This window comes from Buttiauxella selenatireducens (genome assembly GCF_031432975.1).
In the GTDB taxonomy this organism is placed as follows: domain Bacteria; phylum Pseudomonadota; class Gammaproteobacteria; order Enterobacterales; family Enterobacteriaceae; genus Buttiauxella; species Buttiauxella selenatireducens.
This window is the reverse complement of the sequence record NZ_CP133838.1, coordinates 4965285-4983160: the sequence shown is the minus strand read 5'-3', so window position 1 is coordinate 4983160 and position 17876 is coordinate 4965285. Positions and strand designations below refer to the sequence as shown.

Below are 17876 nucleotides of genomic sequence, written 5' to 3'. Positions count from 1 at the left end.
GTAAGCAAATAGTAACAGGAATACCCTTTTCACCCCACCATGTAGGTGGCGGTTGCGCTGGCGATATGCACCCGTTCTTCGTTGTGTAATTCCACGCGCGCAACCGCCACTTTATTCCCGGCACGCAGCAGGTTGCTACTGGCGGTAAATCGTTGCCCACGGCCCGGACGCAGGTAGTCGACACGTAAGTCGATAGTGCCCATTTTTGACAGACGCTGACGCAGTTCTTCTTCGCTAATACTGTCGTGGCGGGTCAGTGTACTACCAACACAAACCAGGCCTGCTGCAACATCCAAAGAAGAAGCAATGACGCCACCATGCAAAATACTTTGCGCCCAGTTCCCCACCATCATCGGTTGGTTATTAAAGCTCAGTTCAGCGTAGTTTTTTTCATACCGGATAAGTTCCAGACCCAGCGCGCGGTTGAATGGCATGTGATAAACAAAAATCTCACCGACCAGTTGCAGGGCGGCCTCAGGGCTTAGAAATGGGGTCGACATGGATCTTCCTCGATCTCGTTATGTTAATTAATTGTTTATTTTATGCTTCAAAATCGTTGATTTCCACTTTAAGAAAGGTAGACAGAGCTTGAGCATGCATATCTATGTAAAATGTGTCGGAGAAAATAATTTGAAACCTTTTTGTTCAGGAGAATATTGCCAATGCGCAAGTTTCTGGGATGGTTAGTGGCGGCGAGCCTGCTACCGCTGACTGCTTACGCACAGGAAGCAACGATTAAAAGAGTGCACGATACGCCCGCTGTACGCGGCAGCATCATCGCCAATATGCTTCTGGAACACGATAATCCATTTACACTTTATCCGTATGAAACCAACTATTTAATTTACACGGTGACAGACGACCTCAATAAAGAAGCGATCAAAACCTACAACTGGTCTGATAATGCCAAGAAAGATGAAGTGAAATTCCAGCTTAGCCTCGCGTTCCCAATCTGGCGTGGCATTTTTGGATCAAACTCGGTGCTGGGCGCGTCCTACACACAGAAATCCTGGTGGCAGCTATCAAACAGTGAAGAGTCTGCTCCTTTCCGTGAAACCAACTACGAACCGCAAGTTTTCCTCGGTTTTGCGACCGATGAATCCTTTGCGGGTTGGACATTACGTGATGTCGAATTTGGTTATAATCACGATTCCAATGGCCGTTCAGACCCAACGTCCCGCAGCTGGAACCGTTTATACACGCGTTTAATGGCTGAAAATGGCAACTGGATGGTGGAAGTGAAGCCGTGGTATGTCATTGGCAGCACCGACGATAACCCTGATATCACCAAATATATGGGCTACTACCAGCTGCGAGTCGGCTACCAGTTTGGTGATGCAATTCTGAGCATGAAAGGCCAGTACAACTGGAATACCGGTTACGGCGGCGCAGAATTAGGCTTTAGTTATCCGGTCACTAAACACGTCCGCCTATATAGCCAACTGTACAGTGGCTATGGCGAATCATTAATTGATTACAACTTTAACCAGACACGCTTTGGTGTCGGCGTTATGCTTAACGATCTTTTCTAAACGATTTGTTTTAAAAACTGGCGGTATTTGTGGTGGGGAAAGCGTGACACAGGCGGAAGTCATTAATCAGGCAGTGCTGGCCAGGCAGGTTTTGCAAGATACCTTTGGCTATCAACAGTTCCGCCCGGGTCAGGAAACCATCATCGAAACGGTGCTGGAAGGGCGTGATTGCCTGGTTGTCATGCCGACTGGTGGTGGTAAATCACTGTGCTATCAAATCCCGGCACTGGTATTCGGTGGGCTAACCGTCGTGGTTTCGCCGCTGATTTCTTTGATGAAAGACCAGGTTGATCAACTGCTGGCAAACGGCGTTGCGGCGGCCTGTCTTAACTCAACGCAAACTCGCGAGCAGCAGCAAGAAGTGCTTGCGGGTTGTCGCACCGGGCAAATTCGCCTGCTGTACATCGCCCCCGAACGATTGATGATGGATAACTTCATTGATCAACTCAGCCAATGGCATCTCTCGATGGTGGCGGTCGACGAAGCGCATTGTATTTCGCAATGGGGTCACGATTTCCGACCAGAATATGCCGCGCTGGGCCAGTTGCGTGAGCGCCTGCCCACGGTGCCATTTATTGCCCTCACCGCCACTGCTGACGACACCACTCGTGCTGATATTGTTCGCCTTTTAGGTCTGCACGATCCGTTTATTGAAATCAGCAGTTTTGACCGACCGAATATTCGCTACATGCTGATGGAGAAGTTTAAACCTCTCGATCAGCTGATGCGCTACGTGCAAGAACAGAAAGGAAAATCCGGCATTATCTATTGTGGCAGCCGCGCCAAAGTCGAAGATACGGCCGCTCGCCTACAAAGCAAAGGGATCAGCGCCGGTGCTTATCACGCTGGGCTTGAACACCAGGTGCGTGCTGAAGTGCAGGAAAAATTCCAGCGAGACGATCTGCAAATCGTGGTCGCTACGGTGGCATTCGGCATGGGTATCAATAAGCCCAACGTCCGTTTTGTCGCCCACTTCGACATCCCACGTAATATCGAATCCTACTATCAGGAAACCGGGCGCGCGGGGCGTGACGGCCTGCCTGCGGAAGCCATGCTATTTTACGATCCTGCCGATATGGCCTGGTTGCGTAAATGCCTGGAAGAAAAACCGGTCGGGCAATTGCAGGACATCGAACGCCATAAACTCAATGCGATGGGGGCGTTTGCTGAAGCGCAAACCTGCCGCCGCCTGGTATTGCTGAATTACTTTGGCGAAGGTCGCCAGCAATCTTGTGGCAACTGCGATATTTGTCTCGATCCGCCGCGTCGTTACGACGGGCTGGTGGATGCGCAAAAAGCGCTGTCTTGTATTTATCGCGTCAATCAGCGCTTTGGTATGGGCTATGTGGTGGAAGTGCTGCGTGGCGCTAACAATCAGCGTATTCGCGATTTGCAGCACGACAAGCTGCCGGTCTACGGAATAGGCCGTGACCAGACGCACGAACATTGGGTCAGCGTTATCCGCCAACTCATTCACCTGGGCGTGGTGACACAAAACATCGCCCAGCACTCCGCATTGCAGCTCACCGAAGCGGCTCGCCCGTTCTTGCGCGGCGAAGAACCTCTAATGCTTGCTGTGCCGCGTATCGTCGCGGTTAAATCCCGCAGCAGCAGCCAGAAAGCGTTCGGCGGTAACTATGACCGCAAGCTGTTCGCCAAACTGCGTAAACTGCGAAAAGCCATTGCCGATGAAGAAAACATTCCACCGTATGTGGTGTTTAACGACGCGACATTAATCGAAATGTCCGAGCAGATGCCGATTACCCCAGGCGAAATGCTGGGCGTGAATGGTGTTGGAACGCGTAAGCTGGAACGTTTTGGTCGTGAGTTCATGGCACTGATTCGCAGCCATGTTGATGGCGAAGATGAGTAGTAGCCAGCCTTGCCCGAACGTGGCAGGATGGTTGCTCACTGAATAATTATCCTGCGAGTTAACTCCTATGTTGATGCTCTTCCTCACGGTGGCATTAGTGCATATCGTTGCGCTGATGAGCCCCGGTCCCGATTTTTTCTTTGTTTCCCAGACCGCAGTCAGCCGCTCTCGTAAAGAAGCGATGATGGGTGTATTGGGAATTACCATGGGTGTCATGATCTGGGCAGGCGTAGCGCTGCTGGGTTTGCATCTGATTCTGGAAAAAATGGCGTGGTTGCACAACATCATCATGGTTGGCGGTGGTTTGTATCTTTGCTGGATGGGCTACCAGATGCTGCGTGGCGCATTGAAGAAAGAGAAGCCTTCCGAGCAAGCACCGAATGTTGAACTGGCTCGTAGCGGACGCAGTTTTGTAAAAGGATTACTCACTAACCTGGCAAACCCAAAAGCGATTATCTACTTCGGCAGCGTGTTCTCATTGTTTGTCGGCGATGATGTGGGTAGTGCAGAACGTTGGGGCTTGTTTGTTTTGATTTCACTGGAAACACTGGCCTGGTTCACCGTGGTTGCCAGCTTATTTGCACTGCCGAAAATGCGCCGGGGTTACCAGCGCCTTGCTAAATGGATTGATGGGTTCGCAGGTGCATTGTTTGCCGGATTCGGTATCCACCTGATCATTTCCCGCTAACTATATCGTTGAATATATCCAAAATAATTCGAGTTGCATCGCGGCGGCCAGAGAGCGCATCCCGATGAGCTTAGTAAACTAAGCGATTCGGGTAAGTGAGTGCAGCCAACAAAGAGGCAGCTTGAAGTATGACGGGTATATCAGGCCTGGCGTGCTCCGGCTAAGAGCGCGCCAACCAACATAAACAGTGAACCAAACACGCGGTTTAGTGCTTTCATCTGACGTGGCCCTTTAATCCAGCCCGCAATCCGTGTCGCCAGCGTCGCATAGCCTATCATCACAATAATATCGACCACGACGGTCGTCACGCCGAGTATTAAATACTGTGCCGCTTGCGGCTGATGGGGTGCGATAAATTGTGGGAAAAGTGCCGCGAGAAAGACAATGCTCTTGGGATTGGTGAGATTCACAAAAACCGCACGCTTAAACAGGCGGCTACGTGGCTGGCTGGCCGCTATCGTATTTAAATCTATCGCCCCAGCGGCACGCCATTGCTGAATCCCCAACCAGACAAGGTAAGCGGCTCCCGCCCATTTCAAAATTTCAAAAGCCAGCAGCGAATGCGAAAAAATTGCCCCCAGGCCAATACCAACCAGCACGATATGAATCGCAAGACCGGTTTGCAGCCCTGCAATAGACGCAGCCGCACCACGATAGCCGTGGCTAATGGCGGTCGTCATGGTATTAATCGCCCCGGAACCGGGTGAAAGACTCAGAATTATTGTGGTTACGAGATAGGTAAACCACCATTCAACGCTCATGTGAAATTCCCTGATCGAACACTTTTATGCCACAATACGCTATTGTTGATGAGCGTGCTACGAATCACAAAAAAGCGAAATGACTCAGCATAAAAATGGATGGTTATCCAGGGAAAATGCCTTTGCGGCTTTCACCACGGGTCCACTGATGGACTTCTGGCGTAAGCGTGAAGAGTGTGAATTTTCAGGCGTCGACGAAGTGCCGGTACGCTACGTACGGTTTCGCTCGCAGGATCATGACCGCGTTATTGTTGTTTGTCCTGGGCGAATCGAAAGCTATGTCAAATATGCTGAATTGGCGTACGACTTATTTCTTTGTGGATTCGACATTTTAATCATCGACCATCGTGGACAAGGGCGTTCTGGACGCATGCTATCGGATTCGCATCGCGGGCATGTGGCGAAGTTTAGCGACTATGTCGACGATTTTGATCGCTTTTATCAGCATGAAGTCGCGAATGGTCCGTGGAGAAAACGCTACGCGTTAGCGCATTCCATGGGCGGGGCGATTATAACGCTGTGGCTGGAAAAGAACTCACAATGCTTTGATGCCGTTGCGCTGAGCGCACCCATGTTTGGCATCGCCTTGCGCTGGCCGGACTGGATGGTTCGTCATATTCTTGATTGGGCGGAAGGTCATCAACGTTTTCGTGAGGGATATGCAATCGGAACAGGCCGCTGGCGCGCATTACCATTTAGCGTTAATGTCCTGACCCATAGCCGTGAACGTTACCGCCGAAACCTACGTTTTTATGCTGACGAGCCAGCATTGCGGGTCGGTGGGCCAACGAATCACTGGGTACGAGAAGGGATACTCGCAGGAGAACAGGTTTTAGCAGGAGCCACTGCGATTACCACGCCGATTTTTATCCTGCAGGCAGAAGAGGAACGCGTCGTTGATAATCGCGCGCATGACCAATTCTGTGAACTTCGAGCCACGGCGGGCAACCCTTGTGAGGGGGAAAAACCTTACGTCATAAACGGTGCATATCATGAGATCCTGTTCGAAAAGGACGATATACGGACCGAAGCGCTGAATGCCATTATCACGTTTTTTGATAGGCATAATTAATCTGAATTCAACACCTGAGGTTTCAAATCCTATGTACCATGTCGTTGCGTCTGACTTAGATGGCACGTTGTTGTCCCCCGATCACCTGCTCACCCCATACGCCAAAGAAACGCTGAAATTGCTCACCGCTGAAGGGGTTAATTTCGTCTTTGCTACGGGTCGTCACCATATCGATGTGGGGCAAATCCGCGATAACCTCGAAATCAAAGCTTACATGATCACCTCCAACGGTGCGCGCGTGCATGATACTGACGGCAACCTGGTATTCAGCCACGATCTTGATCAAGATATCGCCCGTGATCTGTTTGGTGTCGTGCATACCCATCAAGATATCGTGACCAACGTCTACCGTGGTGACGAATGGTTCATGAACCGTCATCGCCCTGAAGAGATGAAATATTTTAAAGAGGCCGTGTTTAATTACAGCCTGTTTGAGCCAGGTTTGCTGGATGCCGATGGTATCAGCAAAGTGTTCTTCACCTGTGATTCGCACGAAAAATTGCTGCCGCTTGAGCAAGCGTTGATTGCCCGTTGGGGTGACCGAGTTAATGTCAGCTTCTCGACACTCACTTGTCTGGAAGTGATGGCGGGCGGGGTATCCAAAGGACACGCGCTGGAAGCGGTATCCAAAGCAATGGGTTACAGCCTGAAAGAGTGCATCGCCTTTGGTGATGGCATGAACGACGCAGAAATGCTCAGCATGGCGGGTAAAGGCTGCATCATGGGCAATGCCCACCAACGCCTGAAAGACTTGTTGCCAGAGCTGGAAGTGATTGGCACCAACGCCGATAACGCCGTTCCACATTACCTGCGTAAGATGTTCCTCGGTAAAGATTAATTTGCCGACATTGAGTGGCGATTTAATCGCCACTCGTCAACCAAATACCTAAGCCTCTGCCAACACCCTTCGCTACAATAAGGCATAACCTGTTGTAGAGATTTCATCGTGCCGTTACTGATCATCACCACAATCCTGTGGGCCTTCTCATTTAGTCTGATTGGCGAATACCTTGCCGGGCATGTCGACAGCTATTTTTCGGTGCTGATGCGCGTCGGACTTGCGGCCCTGGTATTCCTGCCGTTCCTGCGTTTTAAAGGTTACAGCGCGAAAACGTTACTGCTGTATATGCTGGTAGGCGCGCTGCAACTCGGCGTGATGTACCTGTTTAGCTTCCAGGCATACCTCTACCTGACCGTCTCAGAATTCCTTTTGTTCACCGTGATGACGCCGTTGTATGTCACGCTAATTTACGATCTGATCAGTGGCAACAAATTGCGCTGGGGTTATGCATTAAGTGCAGGGCTGGCGGTGATTGGCGCGGCGATTATTCGCTATGACAAAGTGAGCGATCACTTCTGGACTGGCCTGCTGTTGGTGCAGGCGGCCAACATCTGCTTTGCTATCGGCATGGTGGGTTATAAACGGCTGATGGAAACCCGTCCGATGCCGCAGCATTGCGCATTCTCATGGTTTTATCTTGGCGCATTCATTGTGGCGGTATGCGCCTGGTTTGTGCTGGGGAATCCGCAAAAACTGCCGAGCACCAACCTGCAATGGGGCATCCTGGTATGGCTCGGCGTCGTAGCTTCCGGGCTGGGTTATTTCATGTGGAACTATGGCGCAACGCAGGTGGATGCAGGAACGCTCGGCATCATGAACAACGTGCATGTTCCGGCAGGGCTGCTGGTTAACCTCGCCATCTGGCAAGAACAGCCCCACTGGCCGAGTTTTATCATTGGTGGGACGGTGATAATGGCCTCGCTATGGGTGCATCGCCGTTGGGTCGCTCCGCGTTCTTCACAAACGGCAGATGCTCGCAAGCGTGTGAGCGCGTCGAGCGAATAAACGCTTCTGTCACCGGTTGACGCTGCTCGCCATCGCGCACGGCGGCGTACAACCGGCTCCACAATCCTTCGCCCAGGGTTTTAGTCACCACCAGACCCTGGCGCTCTACGTTCTCTACCACCCAATGCGGCAGCGCGGCAATGCCCATGCGCGCCGACACCATCTGAATTAACAACAACGTGTTATCCACACTTTTCAGCGACGGGCTGACGCCTGCCGGTTGCAGGAAATGCCGCCAGATATCCAGACGCTGGCGCTGCACCGGGTAAATCAACAATGTCTCACTGCTCAAATCTTCCGGATCAATTCGTGTTTTGTTGGCTAATGGATGATCCGTTGCCAGCACCAGGCGCACTTCATAATCAAACATCGGCGAATAGTGCAGACCGCTGCGCGGCAGAATGTCTGATGTCAAAACGATATCCAGCTCGCTTTGCTGTAGCGCGGGCTGTGGGTCGAACGTCACGCCTGATTTGAAATCCAGATCCACCTGCGGCCAGGTTTTGTGGAAGTTCTCCAGTGCCGGGGTCAGCCACTGAATACAGCTATGGCATTCGATGGCGATACGCAACGTTGTCTGATGCGGTTCGTTGCAGGCCTGAAGCGCACGGCTTATCTGCGGCAACACTTGTTCTGCCAGTTGCAATAGCACTTCGCCCTGCGGAGTAAAGCGCAGAGGCTGACTTTTACGGACAAACAGGCGGAACCCAAGCCGTTGCTCCAGATCGCTGAACTGATGAGAGAGAGCCGATTGGGTTTGATGCAACGCGGCGGCGGCGGCGGCTAAAGAGCCGCAATTTCGTAACGCCTGGAGCGTCCGCAGGTGTTTGATCTCGATCATGAAAGTCCTTCACTTCGGCATGAGCAAATTGCGCTTGAGGAATATACAGTACCTGCACAATATAGATGTGTAAACATCTGGACGGCTAAATGCGTCGAATAATGATATTGAGGAAAGAAAATGACAATCAAAAATCACACCCTCGGCTTCCCCCGTGTTGGCCTGCGCCGCGAACTGAAAAAGGCACAAGAAAGTTACTGGGCAGGCAATTCCACCCAGGAAGAATTACTGGCGGTGGGCCGCGAACTGCGTGCTCGTCACTGGGATCAACAAAAACAGTCCGGCGTTGAGTTACTGCCAGTGGGCGATTTCGCCTGGTACGATCACGTTCTGACCACCAGCTTGTTACTTGGCAATGTACCGGCTCGTCATCAGAACGCGGACGGCAGTGTAGATATCGACACATTATTCCGTCTGGGCCGTGGTCGCGCGCCGACTGGCAAGCCTGCTGCTGCCGCAGAAATGACGAAATGGTTTAACACCAACTATCACTACATGGTGCCGGAATTTACTCAAGGCCAGCAGTTCAAACTGACCTGGACACAGCTTCTGGATGAAGTGGACGAAGCGCTGGCACTGGGCCACAACGTAAAACCTGTGCTGCTTGGCCCGGTCACCTATCTGTGGCTGGGTAAAGTGAAGGGTGAGCCGTTCGACCGCCTGAGCTTGCTCAACGACATTCTGCCGGTTTACCAACAGGTTCTGGCTGAACTGGCAAAACGCGGCATCGAATGGGTGCAAATCGACGAGCCCGCGCTGGTGCTGGAGTTGCCGCAGGCGTGGCTGGACGCGTTCAAGCCTGCCTATGACGCGCTGAAGGGTAACGTTAAGCTGTTGCTGACCACCTATTTCGAAGGCGTCACGCCAAACCTGAACACCATCACCGCGCTGCCGGTCCAGGGTCTGCACGTCGATTTCGTACACGGTAAAGATGATATCAACGCGTTGCATCAGCAGCTTCCGGCTGACTGGTTGCTGTCTGCGGGGGTAATTAACGGGCGTAACGTCTGGCGTGCCGATCTGACGGAAAAATATCAACAATTGCAGGCAATTGTCGGGAAACGTGATCTGTGGGTGGCCTCTTCTTGCTCCCTGCTACACAGCCCAATCGATCTCAGTGTGGAAACGCGTCTGGATGCGGAAGTGAAAAGCTGGTTTGCCTTCGCCCTGCAAAAATGTGCTGAGCTTTCACTGCTGACTGAAGCGTTAAACAGCGGTAACACCGAAAAGCTGGTGGAATGGAGCGCGCCAATTCAGGCTCGTCGCCATTCAAGCCGCGTACATAACGCGGCAGTAGAACAGCGCCTGGCGACCATTACCGCGCAAGACAGCCAACGTCACAGCGACTATGCCGCTCGTGCCGTGGCGCAGCGTCAGCGCTTTAACCTGCCAGCGTGGCCGACAACAACTATCGGTTCTTTCCCGCAAACCACTGAAATCCGCGGCCTGCGCCTGGACTTCAAAAAGGGAAATCTGGATGCCAACAACTATCGCACTGGTATCGCTGAACACATCAAACAAGCGGTAGCTGAACAGGAACGTCTGGGGCTGGATGTGCTGGTACACGGCGAAGCCGAGCGCAACGACATGGTGGAATACTTTGGCGAACACCTCGACGGTTTCGTCTTCACGCAAAACGGCTGGGTGCAGAGCTACGGCTCCCGCTGTGTGAAACCGCCGGTCGTGATTGGTGATATCAGCCGCCCGGAAGCGATCACCGTGGAGTGGGCAAAGTACGCGCAATCCCTGACTGACAAACCAGTAAAAGGCATGTTGACGGGCCCGGTGACGATTCTGTGTTGGTCATTCCCACGCGAAGACGTGTCGCGCGAAACCATCGCGAAGCAAATCGCCTTAGCGTTGCGTGACGAAGTGGCGGATCTGGAAGCTGCGGGCATTGGCATCATTCAGATCGACGAACCCGCGCTGCGCGAAGGTTTACCGCTGCGTCAGTCCGACTGGCAGGCGTATCTGGAATGGGGCGTGGAAGCTTTCCGCCTGAACGCCGCTGTGGTACGCGATGACACGCAGATCCACACCCACATGTGTTACTGCGAATTCAACGACATCATGGATTCCATTGCGGCGCTGGATGCGGACGTGATCACCATTGAAACTTCACGTTCCGATATGGACCTGCTGGAATCGTTCAAAGAGTTCGAATATCCAAACGAAATCGGGCCGGGTGTGTATGACATTCACTCGCCGAACGTGCCAAGCGTGGAATGGATTGAAGCGTTACTGAAGAAAGCGGCGGAGAGCGTCCCGGCAGAGCGTTTGTGGGTTAACCCAGACTGCGGCCTGAAAACTCGCGGCTGGCCAGAAACCCGCCAGGCGCTGGCGAACATGGTGAAGGCGGCGCAGAACTTGCGTAGCGCTTAATTATTTACCCTCACCCTAACCCTCTCCCAAAACGGGAGAGGGAACGTTCTTTTTTCCCTCGCCCATTAGCGAGAAGACGCTCTTTTCTCCCTCGCCCATTAGCGAGAAGACACTCTTTTCTCCCTCGCCCATTAGCGAGAAGACACTCTTTTCTCCCTCGTCCATTAGCGAAAAGACACTCTTTCCTCCCTCTCCCTTTGGGAGAGGGCTGGGGTGAGGGGCAAAGCGTTTAATCAACTCCCACCACCCAACTTCCCACTCACCGCAGGCTGCAACAAATAATCCATACACCAACGGCAAACTTTGCCCATGCCATCAGAACGGGCGGCCAGGAATAATTTGGTGGCGTGTTTATGTTCCTGCATCGGTTTTTTCAGCAATTGACCGTTATTAAGCAGAGGCAGCGCCAGATGGTGCGGAATATAACCGATGCCGACATTTTGCTGGATCAGCGCAATAGCGGTGGCGAAGTCCGGGACAAACAGCGGTTTTTGACCTTCCAGCAGCCACGCCTGTTGTGGGGCGAAGTTAACGGCGGTGTCGCGGATGCAGATAGCGGAATACTGGCGCAGCTCGGCGTTTTCCAGCGGCTGGAGATGCCCGGCAAGCGGGTGCTGTGGGCTGACCACGAAATCCCACTCCAGTTGACCAATCGGTTCGCTGATGATCCCTTCCGTGCTCGGCACTGAATGCGGCGCGCCAATCACTAAATCAGCGCGTTTACTGTAAAGCGCGTCCCAGCAGCCGTTGTACACCTCAAGATTGACCGTCAGCGTGGTGGAGGAAAATTCGCGCTCAAAATCCCGGATAAACTCAACCAGCGTGGCGGTGGGGATAATGTTATTCACTGCGACAGACAGCTCTTTTTCAATCCCGTCATGAATCAGCACCGTGTTGCGTTTAAGCGCATCAAGATCGCCAAGAATGGTTTTGCTGTGTTCGATGAAATAGCTACCCGCAGGCGTTAGTTCGATATAGCGGCCCTTGCGGATAAACAGCTCCGCGCCAATGCTCTCCTCGGCTTTTTTGATGGTGTAACTGATAGCGGATGGCACCTTGTTCAACTGCTCGGCGGCGGTGGTGATGCTCTGATATTTTGCGACCAGATGGACAACGCGGATGGTTTCATCGGAGATAAACATGTGGCTTCCTGGCTGGTGTTGAGTGGCTAAACTGTTTCGAGCCTAGCCACTTATAGTTGCACCAAGTATACCCAGGAATTAGCTGCGGTTACTCATACGGCTCAACACCGCATAAGCGACGCAGGCCACCGCAATTGAATCAACTGAAGGGATGGTGGTGAGCGTAAACAGCCCATTGACCGTCATAAAGCCAACTGCGGCGCCCAGAATCCAGGCAACGAAGGTCAGCACTTTGATTTGCGGGTCGCGGGTCAGCACCGATTCTTCGTAACCGTTACGGCGATAAAGGAAGAAGTCAGCGATATAAATCCCGGCAACCGGCGGCGTGGCAATCCCGAGGAACAGCAGGAACGGGATAAACCAGGACATGATATCCATACTGCCGACGATGGCGGATAAAATCCCCAGTGCGACGGTGATCTGCCATTTAGGGAAACGGGTCACCAGGGTGGAAACCACCAGCGTACCCTGGAACATATTCCCGGCATTACCGGTGACGCAGGCAAAAATCAGCAGCACAGCGGCAGGCAAAACGGCACCAAATACCGCCATTGCGCCGAGTAAAGAACCCTGACCGGAGATGGCGCTTGGCGTCGCACCTGCCCAATACAGCAGCGGGTAAGCCACCAGGAACGTCAAGCCTGCGGCGATCAGCGCATGTTTGCGGTTATGCACGAAACTGCCGAAATCGGGCAGCGTGGCAACCAGCACGATGATTGTGCCGACCACGGTTGATACTGCGACGCCGGTGTTCATGCTGGTGAACGCAGCGGGTGCGGCAACTTCGGTATGCGTTGCGACGTAAAGAATGTAGCAAAGCACTAGCGCAATCACCGGCACGGCAAACTGCGCCACTTTACCCAGCACCGCAAAACCAAACGCGGTTGAGGCAACAAAAATCACACAGCCCGCAGCTACCAGCAGTTGCACCGGCAGTTCCAGCCCATGTTGTGCCAGTAAATCATGCACTGAATGGCCGAACATATTGGCGGTCACCGCAATCCAGCCAAACAGGCTGATGGCCATCAGAATGTTGATAGCAATCGCGCCTTTCTCGCCAAACGGATATTTCACAATGCCGTAAGTGGGCAGACGGGCTTTTTCGCCCACGCTGATAGTAATCGCCGACAACACGGTCAGAATCAGGCCGCCCAGCAATACGACGCTTATCAGACTAGAGCTGGAAAGCTGGTTGCCGAGGCTTGAAGACGACAGCAGCACGGGCGTGACGGCAATGCCCAGCAAAATCATGGCAATACGTAATCCTGACGCCGTGTTGAGACTCTCTTGGGTCTTACGCATATCTTGTTCCCTCTGAATGGCGTTTTACGCAGTATGGAAATGGCCGGTGTATTTGCGCCAGCATCCCAGATCGGTGATCTCTTTTTGCCCTTCGGTCAGCCAGTTTTCCGCCAGCACGCCCAGCACTTCGCTGCCGTCTTCGAGTTTGACTTTGCCGATGGATAACCCGGCAGGCTCGCTTTCCAGCAGTGCGGCGAAGCTGGCTAACGGCAGCTCCCAGATTTCCAGCGAGACATTTGTGCCGCCTTGCATCACGCGGATCATGCCTGGATGGTCGTCGTTAATGCTCCAGATGCGGTAGTGCGCGTCGGTACGGGCTTCACGCACGAACACACCGCCTGCTTTTTGCATGTTCGGGTTGAGTTTCAGGCCGCGCATCAGGGTGCCGTTGACTGCGAGTAAAGTTGTTTGAGCCATGATAGTTCTCCAGAAAATTTGTCATAAGGGGCGGTTTTCCGCCCCATCAATAAATACGATTAAGGTGCGATCCAGGTGCCGCTTTGGTGAGCAAGAGCCGCTTTAATGGCCTGCGGGCTGGTGATCAGACCGCTGGCATTTTTGCCCTGCTTCTGGCTGGCATTCACAAAGCCGAGAATCGCTTCCACTTTCGGCTGCATGCTGCCAACGCCGAATTGCCCTTGATCCAGCAACTCCTGCGCTTTGGCGACGGTCAGCGTGTCCAGCCATTCCTGCTGTGGGGTGCCGAAGTTAATCGCCACTTTTTCCACGCCGGTTGGGATCAGCAACAGATCGGCACCGAGCTGGCTTGCGAGCAGCGCGGAGGCCAGGTCTTTGTCGATTACCGCTTCAACGCCTTTCAGCTCGCGCTTTTCGTCGCGAATCACAGGAATGCCGCCGCCGCCGCAGGCGATGACGATGTAGCCCTGGCTGACCAGATTGGCGATCGTTTCGCGCTCGATAACTTCAAGCGGAGCAGGGGAAGGTACGGTGCGACGCCAGCCGCGACCGGCGTCTTCCATCATTGTCCAGCCGAGTTCTTTCTGGCGCAGTTGCGCGGTTTGCTCGTCCATAAACGCGCCGACCGGTTTGCACGGGTTGGCAAATGCAACATCGTCTTTGCTCACTAAAGTCTGCGTCACGAGGGTGACAACTGGCTTGTTGATACCGCGACGCATCAGTTCGTTATGCAGCGCTTTCTGGAACATGTAGCCAATCGCGCCCTGGGTATCACCTACCGCGTAATCCAGCGGCACCGGAGCCACTTCGCGGCTTGCCATTTCTGAGCGGCGCAGAATAAAGCCCACCTGCGGGCCGTTGCCGTGAGTCAGCACCAGATCCCATCCGGCTTCCACCATGTCGGTAATGTGCTTCACGCTTTCCATTACGGCTTCGTACTGATCCGGAATGCTGTTGTGACTCTCGTCCTGGATCAGCGCGTTGCCGCCTACCGCGACGACAGCTAAAGGTTTGCTCATTTTTTTTCTCCTACAGATTGGGCAAGTGCCTGAATCGCGTCCACGAAGCACGACATCGGTGCTGTGGTGATCCCGGCCCCAATCTGGCCGACGCCCGCCTGTTTGTGGGCGATGCCGGTGTTGATGATGGGCAAAATGCCACGGTCAGCGACTTTGCGGGCGTCGATGCCAGCGGCGGTCGGCGCGAAGTTCAGCGCGGGCAGCGTAAATGCTGGGTTCGAGCCAATGACGATCGCCTGCATGCGACGGCTGTTGTTGGTGGCATCGGCAGGTGTGCCGCCGACGAATTTCACGATGGCTGGTGAAGACGCCATCGCAAAGCCACCGACGCCTGCGGTTTCGGTAATCGCGCTGTCGCCCAAATCCGCAGCCGCGTCGTCCACGCCGTAGCCAGGGAAGAAAAGGCCTTCGACCGGATTCGCCGGAGCCTGATACCACTGGTCGCCGGTGCCGGACAAACGAATGCCGAAGTTCACACCGTTGCGCGCCATCACCGTGACCATCGAGCTGAACGGCACATCGGCGGCGGCATCCATCATCGCTTTACAGGCGGCCATCGACAGGTTGAGGAAGAAGTGGTCGTTGCCGGTAATAAAGGCCACCGCGTTTTGCACGGTTTCCAGCGGCAGGTTACAGGCCAGCAGCGCAGGCACCAGACGCTTGCAAAGCAGGCCTGTGGCAGCGGCGTTACGGTTATGCACTTCATCGCCCATGTGCAGCGCTTGCGCCATCAGCGGTTTCAGCTCCAGCTCGCCGATTTGACGCACTGCTTTTTTCAGTGCCGGAGCCAGTTCATTGCGCATCCAGTGCAGACGATTGAGAACTTCTTCGTTGTTGGCACCGAAACGTAAAACCTTGCCCAGCCCTTCGTTGAAATTACTGAACGCGCGTTTGCCGTTGGTTTTGTTTTCAATTACCCACAGCGGCATGGACGGGCTGATAATTCCAGCCATTGGGCCGACGGCGTTGTAGTGGTGGCACGGCTCGAGGTCGATGGCGCCGCTTTTCGCGAGAGCTTCAGCTTCTTCGTGGTTGGTGGCCCAGCCTTCAAACAGGATCGCGCCGACAATCGCCCCTTGTACCGGGCCGCACATGTTGTCCCAACTGATTGGCGGACCGGAATGCAGAATCAGTTTGCGTTCAGCCATCGCCGGAATCGCTTCTGCTGCGAACATCACGTCTACCAGCACCGGCTGCGCGTTCAGATAACGTTCCATCGCCACCTGGTTTGCCTGCTCGACCAGCGGGTGACGCAGTAAACTCGCCAGATCCAACCCGGCTTCAATGTTGCCGAGGGCTGGCGGCTGCCAGTTCAACGGAGTCACTTCACCGCCGACTTTCTGGATGTTGTTCGCAAATCCTGCCAGCCCAGCGTTGACCACTTTCAGCGGCTGATTAAATAAGGTGTTCATGCGGATGCTCCGTTTTTCTTAGCCTGAATCAGTGCCACGCTGCTTGCCCAAACGGCGGCTTGCGCGTTGCAATCGGCGACAATCACGCCTGCCTCACGCAGGGCTTCAATCTGGCGGTTACGCTGCTGTGGGTCGGCTTCAGTGCCGCAGACGTGAGCGATGAGGACCGGCAATTTCTGTTTATCAATTTGGGCGAGCAGCTCCAGCAGCCCGGCAGCCGGGTCTTCCGACGCGCCATAGCCGAGTACCAGGTCAAACAGCACCACGGCGGTTTGCGGATCGTTTAGCTCGTCAAGAATGCGCTGGTTGCGCAGCGTAGGGTCGATCATCGGGTGCGGTTTGCCGCGCGTGAAATCGTCATCGCCCATATCGATCAGCGTGTGACCACTGCTTTTCCAGATATCCGCCAGTTTGCTGTTGCCGGAAACCGGCGTGTTGGATGATGCGGTAAAGCCGTTTTGCTGGCACAGAAGCTGTGCTTCGTAGCAGAAAGTGCCGCCGGCAAAGACACCGCGAATAAGCTGACGCGTGGCTGGCAATGTTGAGCAGGCTTGTTCCAGCATCGCGAGCTGTGCTTCATCAGGACGAGTTGCGTGCTGGCGTAGTTCAGTTTTATTCAGCAACGCAACGGCGAGGTCTGCCGCGCTGGCAAGCGTGGTCGCTGCGGTCACGCCTGGGCGGGTAATGTCTTCTGGCTTCGCACCAAGGAAGTTCACCACGACCGGTTTACCCGCCGCTTGCGCCTGTTCCAGAATCCGTTCGGCAACGGCTTTTGCGGGTGGTTTAGAGATCAAGACGATGACCTGAGTCGCCGGGTCTTCTGCCAGCGCTTGCAGGCCAAACAGCATGGAAATGCCGCCAATCTCTTCACTTAAATCGTGGCCGCCGGTGCCCAGCGCCTGGGAAATACCCGCGCCCAGTTGGTCGATACGGCAGGTGACTTCCTGAACGCCAGTGCCGGATGCGCCGACGATGCCAATTGCGCCACGGTTCACCACGTTGGCAAAGCCCAACGGAATACCGTTCACAATCGCGGTGCCGCAGTCCGGGCCCATTACGATACGGTTGCGTTCACGGGCGAGGGTTTTAATCGCTTTTTCCTGCGCCACGCTGACGTTATCGCTGAACATCATCACGTTCATGCCAAGATTCAGGGCTTTAATCGCTTCGGCGGCGGCGTAGTCGCCCGGTACGGAAATCAGTGCCAGATTGGATTCAGGCTCTTTTTCCAGCGCCATTTCCATACTCACTAAATCCGGTGCGCGCACGCCGTCGTTGCCGCTTTCTGCTGGCTTGCTGTTCAGGCGCTGATGCGCCAGATCCAGCGCTTCCTGGCAGGCGTCGTCTTCGCCCTGTACGGCGATCACCAGGTCATTTGGCCCGGCGGCGATGTTATCCCCAAGGCCTGCATCATGCAGTTGCTCAAGGTTGGTGGCGGTACCCATCACCACGGAGGCCTGCTGAATGCCGGGCAGCTTGCTGATTTGGGCGGAAATCTGCATCAGGGAAACGGAATCCTGATAGAGATTGTTAAAAACTTTATGCTCTGATTTCATTAGGTTATGCCTGTTTCTTTATTCCCGAATGTT

Annotated in this window: 16 protein-coding genes; 7 read left to right on the top strand and 9 right to left on the bottom strand. The window is 54.0% G+C overall.

Translation table 11 applies throughout. The annotated features are described in order from the left end of the window. Positions 1-29: 29 nt before the first annotated feature. Positions 30-500 carry a thioesterase family protein gene (locus RHD99_RS22845; protein WP_309876818.1) on the bottom strand — a complete coding sequence of 157 codons (471 nt, stop codon included), beginning with the start codon at positions 498-500 and terminating at the stop codon, positions 30-32. 162 nt (positions 501-662) lie between these two features. Between RHD99_RS22845 and pldA the strand changes: the two genes are divergently transcribed. The 3 genes from pldA to rhtC all read left to right on the top strand — a co-directional run bounded on the left by pldA (position 663) and on the right by rhtC (position 4093). Further along, positions 663-1532 carry a phospholipase A gene (pldA, locus tag RHD99_RS22840; protein WP_309876816.1) on the top strand — a complete coding sequence of 290 codons (870 nt, stop codon included), beginning with the start codon at positions 663-665 and terminating at the stop codon, positions 1530-1532. Positions 1533-1575: 43 nt separating this feature from the next. Further along, positions 1576-3405 carry an ATP-dependent DNA helicase RecQ gene (recQ, locus tag RHD99_RS22835; RefSeq protein WP_309876814.1) on the top strand — a complete coding sequence of 610 codons (1830 nt, stop codon included), beginning with the start codon at positions 1576-1578 and terminating at the stop codon, positions 3403-3405. Between the two features lie 67 nt (positions 3406-3472). Continuing rightward, positions 3473-4093 carry a threonine export protein RhtC gene (gene rhtC, locus RHD99_RS22830; RefSeq protein ID WP_183273115.1) on the top strand — a complete coding sequence of 207 codons (621 nt, stop codon included), beginning with the start codon at positions 3473-3475 and terminating at the stop codon, positions 4091-4093. 140 nt (positions 4094-4233) lie between these two features. Here rhtC and rhtB read toward each other — a convergent pair whose 3' ends face one another. Continuing rightward, positions 4234-4854, bottom strand: coding sequence for a homoserine/homoserine lactone efflux protein (gene rhtB / locus RHD99_RS22825; protein WP_183273116.1), 621 nt, complete (start codon positions 4852-4854; stop codon positions 4234-4236). Between the two features lie 79 nt (positions 4855-4933). On the opposite strand from rhtB, the gene pldB reads away from it, so the two are divergent. The 3 genes from pldB to RHD99_RS22810 all read left to right on the top strand — a co-directional run bounded on the left by pldB (position 4934) and on the right by RHD99_RS22810 (position 7772). After that, positions 4934-5926, top strand: coding sequence for a lysophospholipase L2 (gene pldB / locus RHD99_RS22820; protein ID WP_309876812.1), 993 nt, complete (start codon positions 4934-4936; stop codon positions 5924-5926). A gap of 31 nt (positions 5927-5957) precedes the next feature. Further along, a complete protein-coding gene (yigL, locus tag RHD99_RS22815; RefSeq protein ID WP_309876810.1) occupies positions 5958-6764 on the top strand; it encodes a sugar/pyridoxal phosphate phosphatase YigL in 807 nt (268 codons plus the stop codon). A 108-nt stretch (positions 6765-6872) separates the two neighbouring features. Beyond that, a complete protein-coding gene (locus tag RHD99_RS22810) occupies positions 6873-7772 on the top strand; it encodes a carboxylate/amino acid/amine transporter (protein WP_309876808.1) in 900 nt (299 codons plus the stop codon). On the opposite strand, the gene metR is transcribed toward RHD99_RS22810, so the two are convergent. Next, on the bottom strand, positions 7660-8613 hold the full coding sequence (gene metR / locus RHD99_RS22805) for an HTH-type transcriptional regulator MetR (protein ID WP_183273120.1): 954 nt from the start codon (positions 8611-8613) through the stop codon (positions 7660-7662). The two genes, RHD99_RS22810 and metR, sit on opposite strands and share 113 nt — an antisense overlap. A 120-nt stretch (positions 8614-8733) precedes the next feature. Here metR and metE point away from each other — a divergent pair, with 120 nt between their 5' ends. After that, positions 8734-10995: a 5-methyltetrahydropteroyltriglutamate--homocysteine S-methyltransferase gene (gene metE, locus RHD99_RS22800; RefSeq protein WP_309876805.1), complete on the top strand. Its 2262-nt coding sequence runs from the start codon at positions 8734-8736 to the stop codon at positions 10993-10995. Positions 10996-11228: 233 nt separating this feature from the next. On the opposite strand, the gene RHD99_RS22795 is transcribed toward metE, so the two are convergent. The 6 genes from RHD99_RS22795 to fdrA all read right to left on the bottom strand — a co-directional run bounded on the left by RHD99_RS22795 (position 11229) and on the right by fdrA (position 17843). After that, a complete protein-coding gene (locus RHD99_RS22795) occupies positions 11229-12137 on the bottom strand; it encodes a LysR substrate-binding domain-containing protein (RefSeq protein WP_183273122.1) in 909 nt (302 codons plus the stop codon). A 78-nt stretch (positions 12138-12215) separates the two neighbouring features. Beyond that, positions 12216-13439, bottom strand: coding sequence for a cytosine permease (locus RHD99_RS22790; protein ID WP_309876801.1), 1224 nt, complete (start codon positions 13437-13439; stop codon positions 12216-12218). A 24-nt stretch (positions 13440-13463) separates the two neighbouring features. Further along, positions 13464-13856, bottom strand: a complete 393-nt coding sequence (locus RHD99_RS22785; protein ID WP_309876799.1) for an allophanate hydrolase-related protein — start codon at positions 13854-13856, stop codon at positions 13464-13466. 59 nt (positions 13857-13915) lie between these two features. After that, on the bottom strand, positions 13916-14875 hold the full coding sequence (arcC, locus tag RHD99_RS22780) for a carbamate kinase (protein ID WP_309876797.1): 960 nt from the start codon (positions 14873-14875) through the stop codon (positions 13916-13918). After that, complete coding sequence (locus tag RHD99_RS22775; protein ID WP_309876795.1) at positions 14872-16287, bottom strand: YlbE family protein; 1416 nt, start codon at positions 16285-16287, stop codon at positions 14872-14874. Before RHD99_RS22775 ends, arcC begins: the two co-directional genes overlap by 4 nt. Next, positions 16284-17843 carry an acyl-CoA synthetase FdrA gene (fdrA, locus tag RHD99_RS22770; RefSeq protein WP_309876793.1) on the bottom strand — a complete coding sequence of 520 codons (1560 nt, stop codon included), beginning with the start codon at positions 17841-17843 and terminating at the stop codon, positions 16284-16286. The genes RHD99_RS22775 and fdrA overlap by 4 nt, the downstream gene beginning before the upstream one ends. Between the last annotated feature and the right edge of the window lie 33 nt (positions 17844-17876).

What these genes read in the sequence shown, in the direction of transcription:
- RHD99_RS22845 (WP_309876818.1), bottom strand. Translation starts at nt 500, where the DNA reads ATGTCGACCCCATTTCTAAGCCCTGAGGCCGCCCTGCAACTGGTCGGT.
- pldA (WP_309876816.1), top strand. Translation starts at nt 663, where the DNA reads ATGCGCAAGTTTCTGGGATGGTTAGTGGCGGCGAGCCTGCTACCGCTG.
- RHD99_RS22795 (WP_183273122.1), bottom strand. Translation starts at nt 12,137, where the DNA reads ATGTTTATCTCCGATGAAACCATCCGCGTTGTCCATCTGGTCGCAAAA.
- RHD99_RS22790 (WP_309876801.1), bottom strand. Translation starts at nt 13,439, where the DNA reads ATGCGTAAGACCCAAGAGAGTCTCAACACGGCGTCAGGATTACGTATT.
- metR (WP_183273120.1), bottom strand. Translation starts at nt 8,613, where the DNA reads ATGATCGAGATCAAACACCTGCGGACGCTCCAGGCGTTACGAAATTGC.
- rhtB (WP_183273116.1), bottom strand. Translation starts at nt 4,854, where the DNA reads ATGAGCGTTGAATGGTGGTTTACCTATCTCGTAACCACAATAATTCTG.
- pldB (WP_309876812.1), top strand. Translation starts at nt 4,934, where the DNA reads ATGACTCAGCATAAAAATGGATGGTTATCCAGGGAAAATGCCTTTGCG.
- arcC (WP_309876797.1), bottom strand. Translation starts at nt 14,875, where the DNA reads ATGAGCAAACCTTTAGCTGTCGTCGCGGTAGGCGGCAACGCGCTGATC.
- fdrA (WP_309876793.1), bottom strand. Translation starts at nt 17,843, where the DNA reads ATGAAATCAGAGCATAAAGTTTTTAACAATCTCTATCAGGATTCCGTT.
- RHD99_RS22775 (WP_309876795.1), bottom strand. Translation starts at nt 16,287, where the DNA reads ATGAACACCTTATTTAATCAGCCGCTGAAAGTGGTCAACGCTGGGCTG.
- yigL (WP_309876810.1), top strand. Translation starts at nt 5,958, where the DNA reads ATGTACCATGTCGTTGCGTCTGACTTAGATGGCACGTTGTTGTCCCCC.
- rhtC (WP_183273115.1), top strand. Translation starts at nt 3,473, where the DNA reads ATGTTGATGCTCTTCCTCACGGTGGCATTAGTGCATATCGTTGCGCTG.
- RHD99_RS22785 (WP_309876799.1), bottom strand. Translation starts at nt 13,856, where the DNA reads ATGGCTCAAACAACTTTACTCGCAGTCAACGGCACCCTGATGCGCGGC.
- metE (WP_309876805.1), top strand. Translation starts at nt 8,734, where the DNA reads ATGACAATCAAAAATCACACCCTCGGCTTCCCCCGTGTTGGCCTGCGC.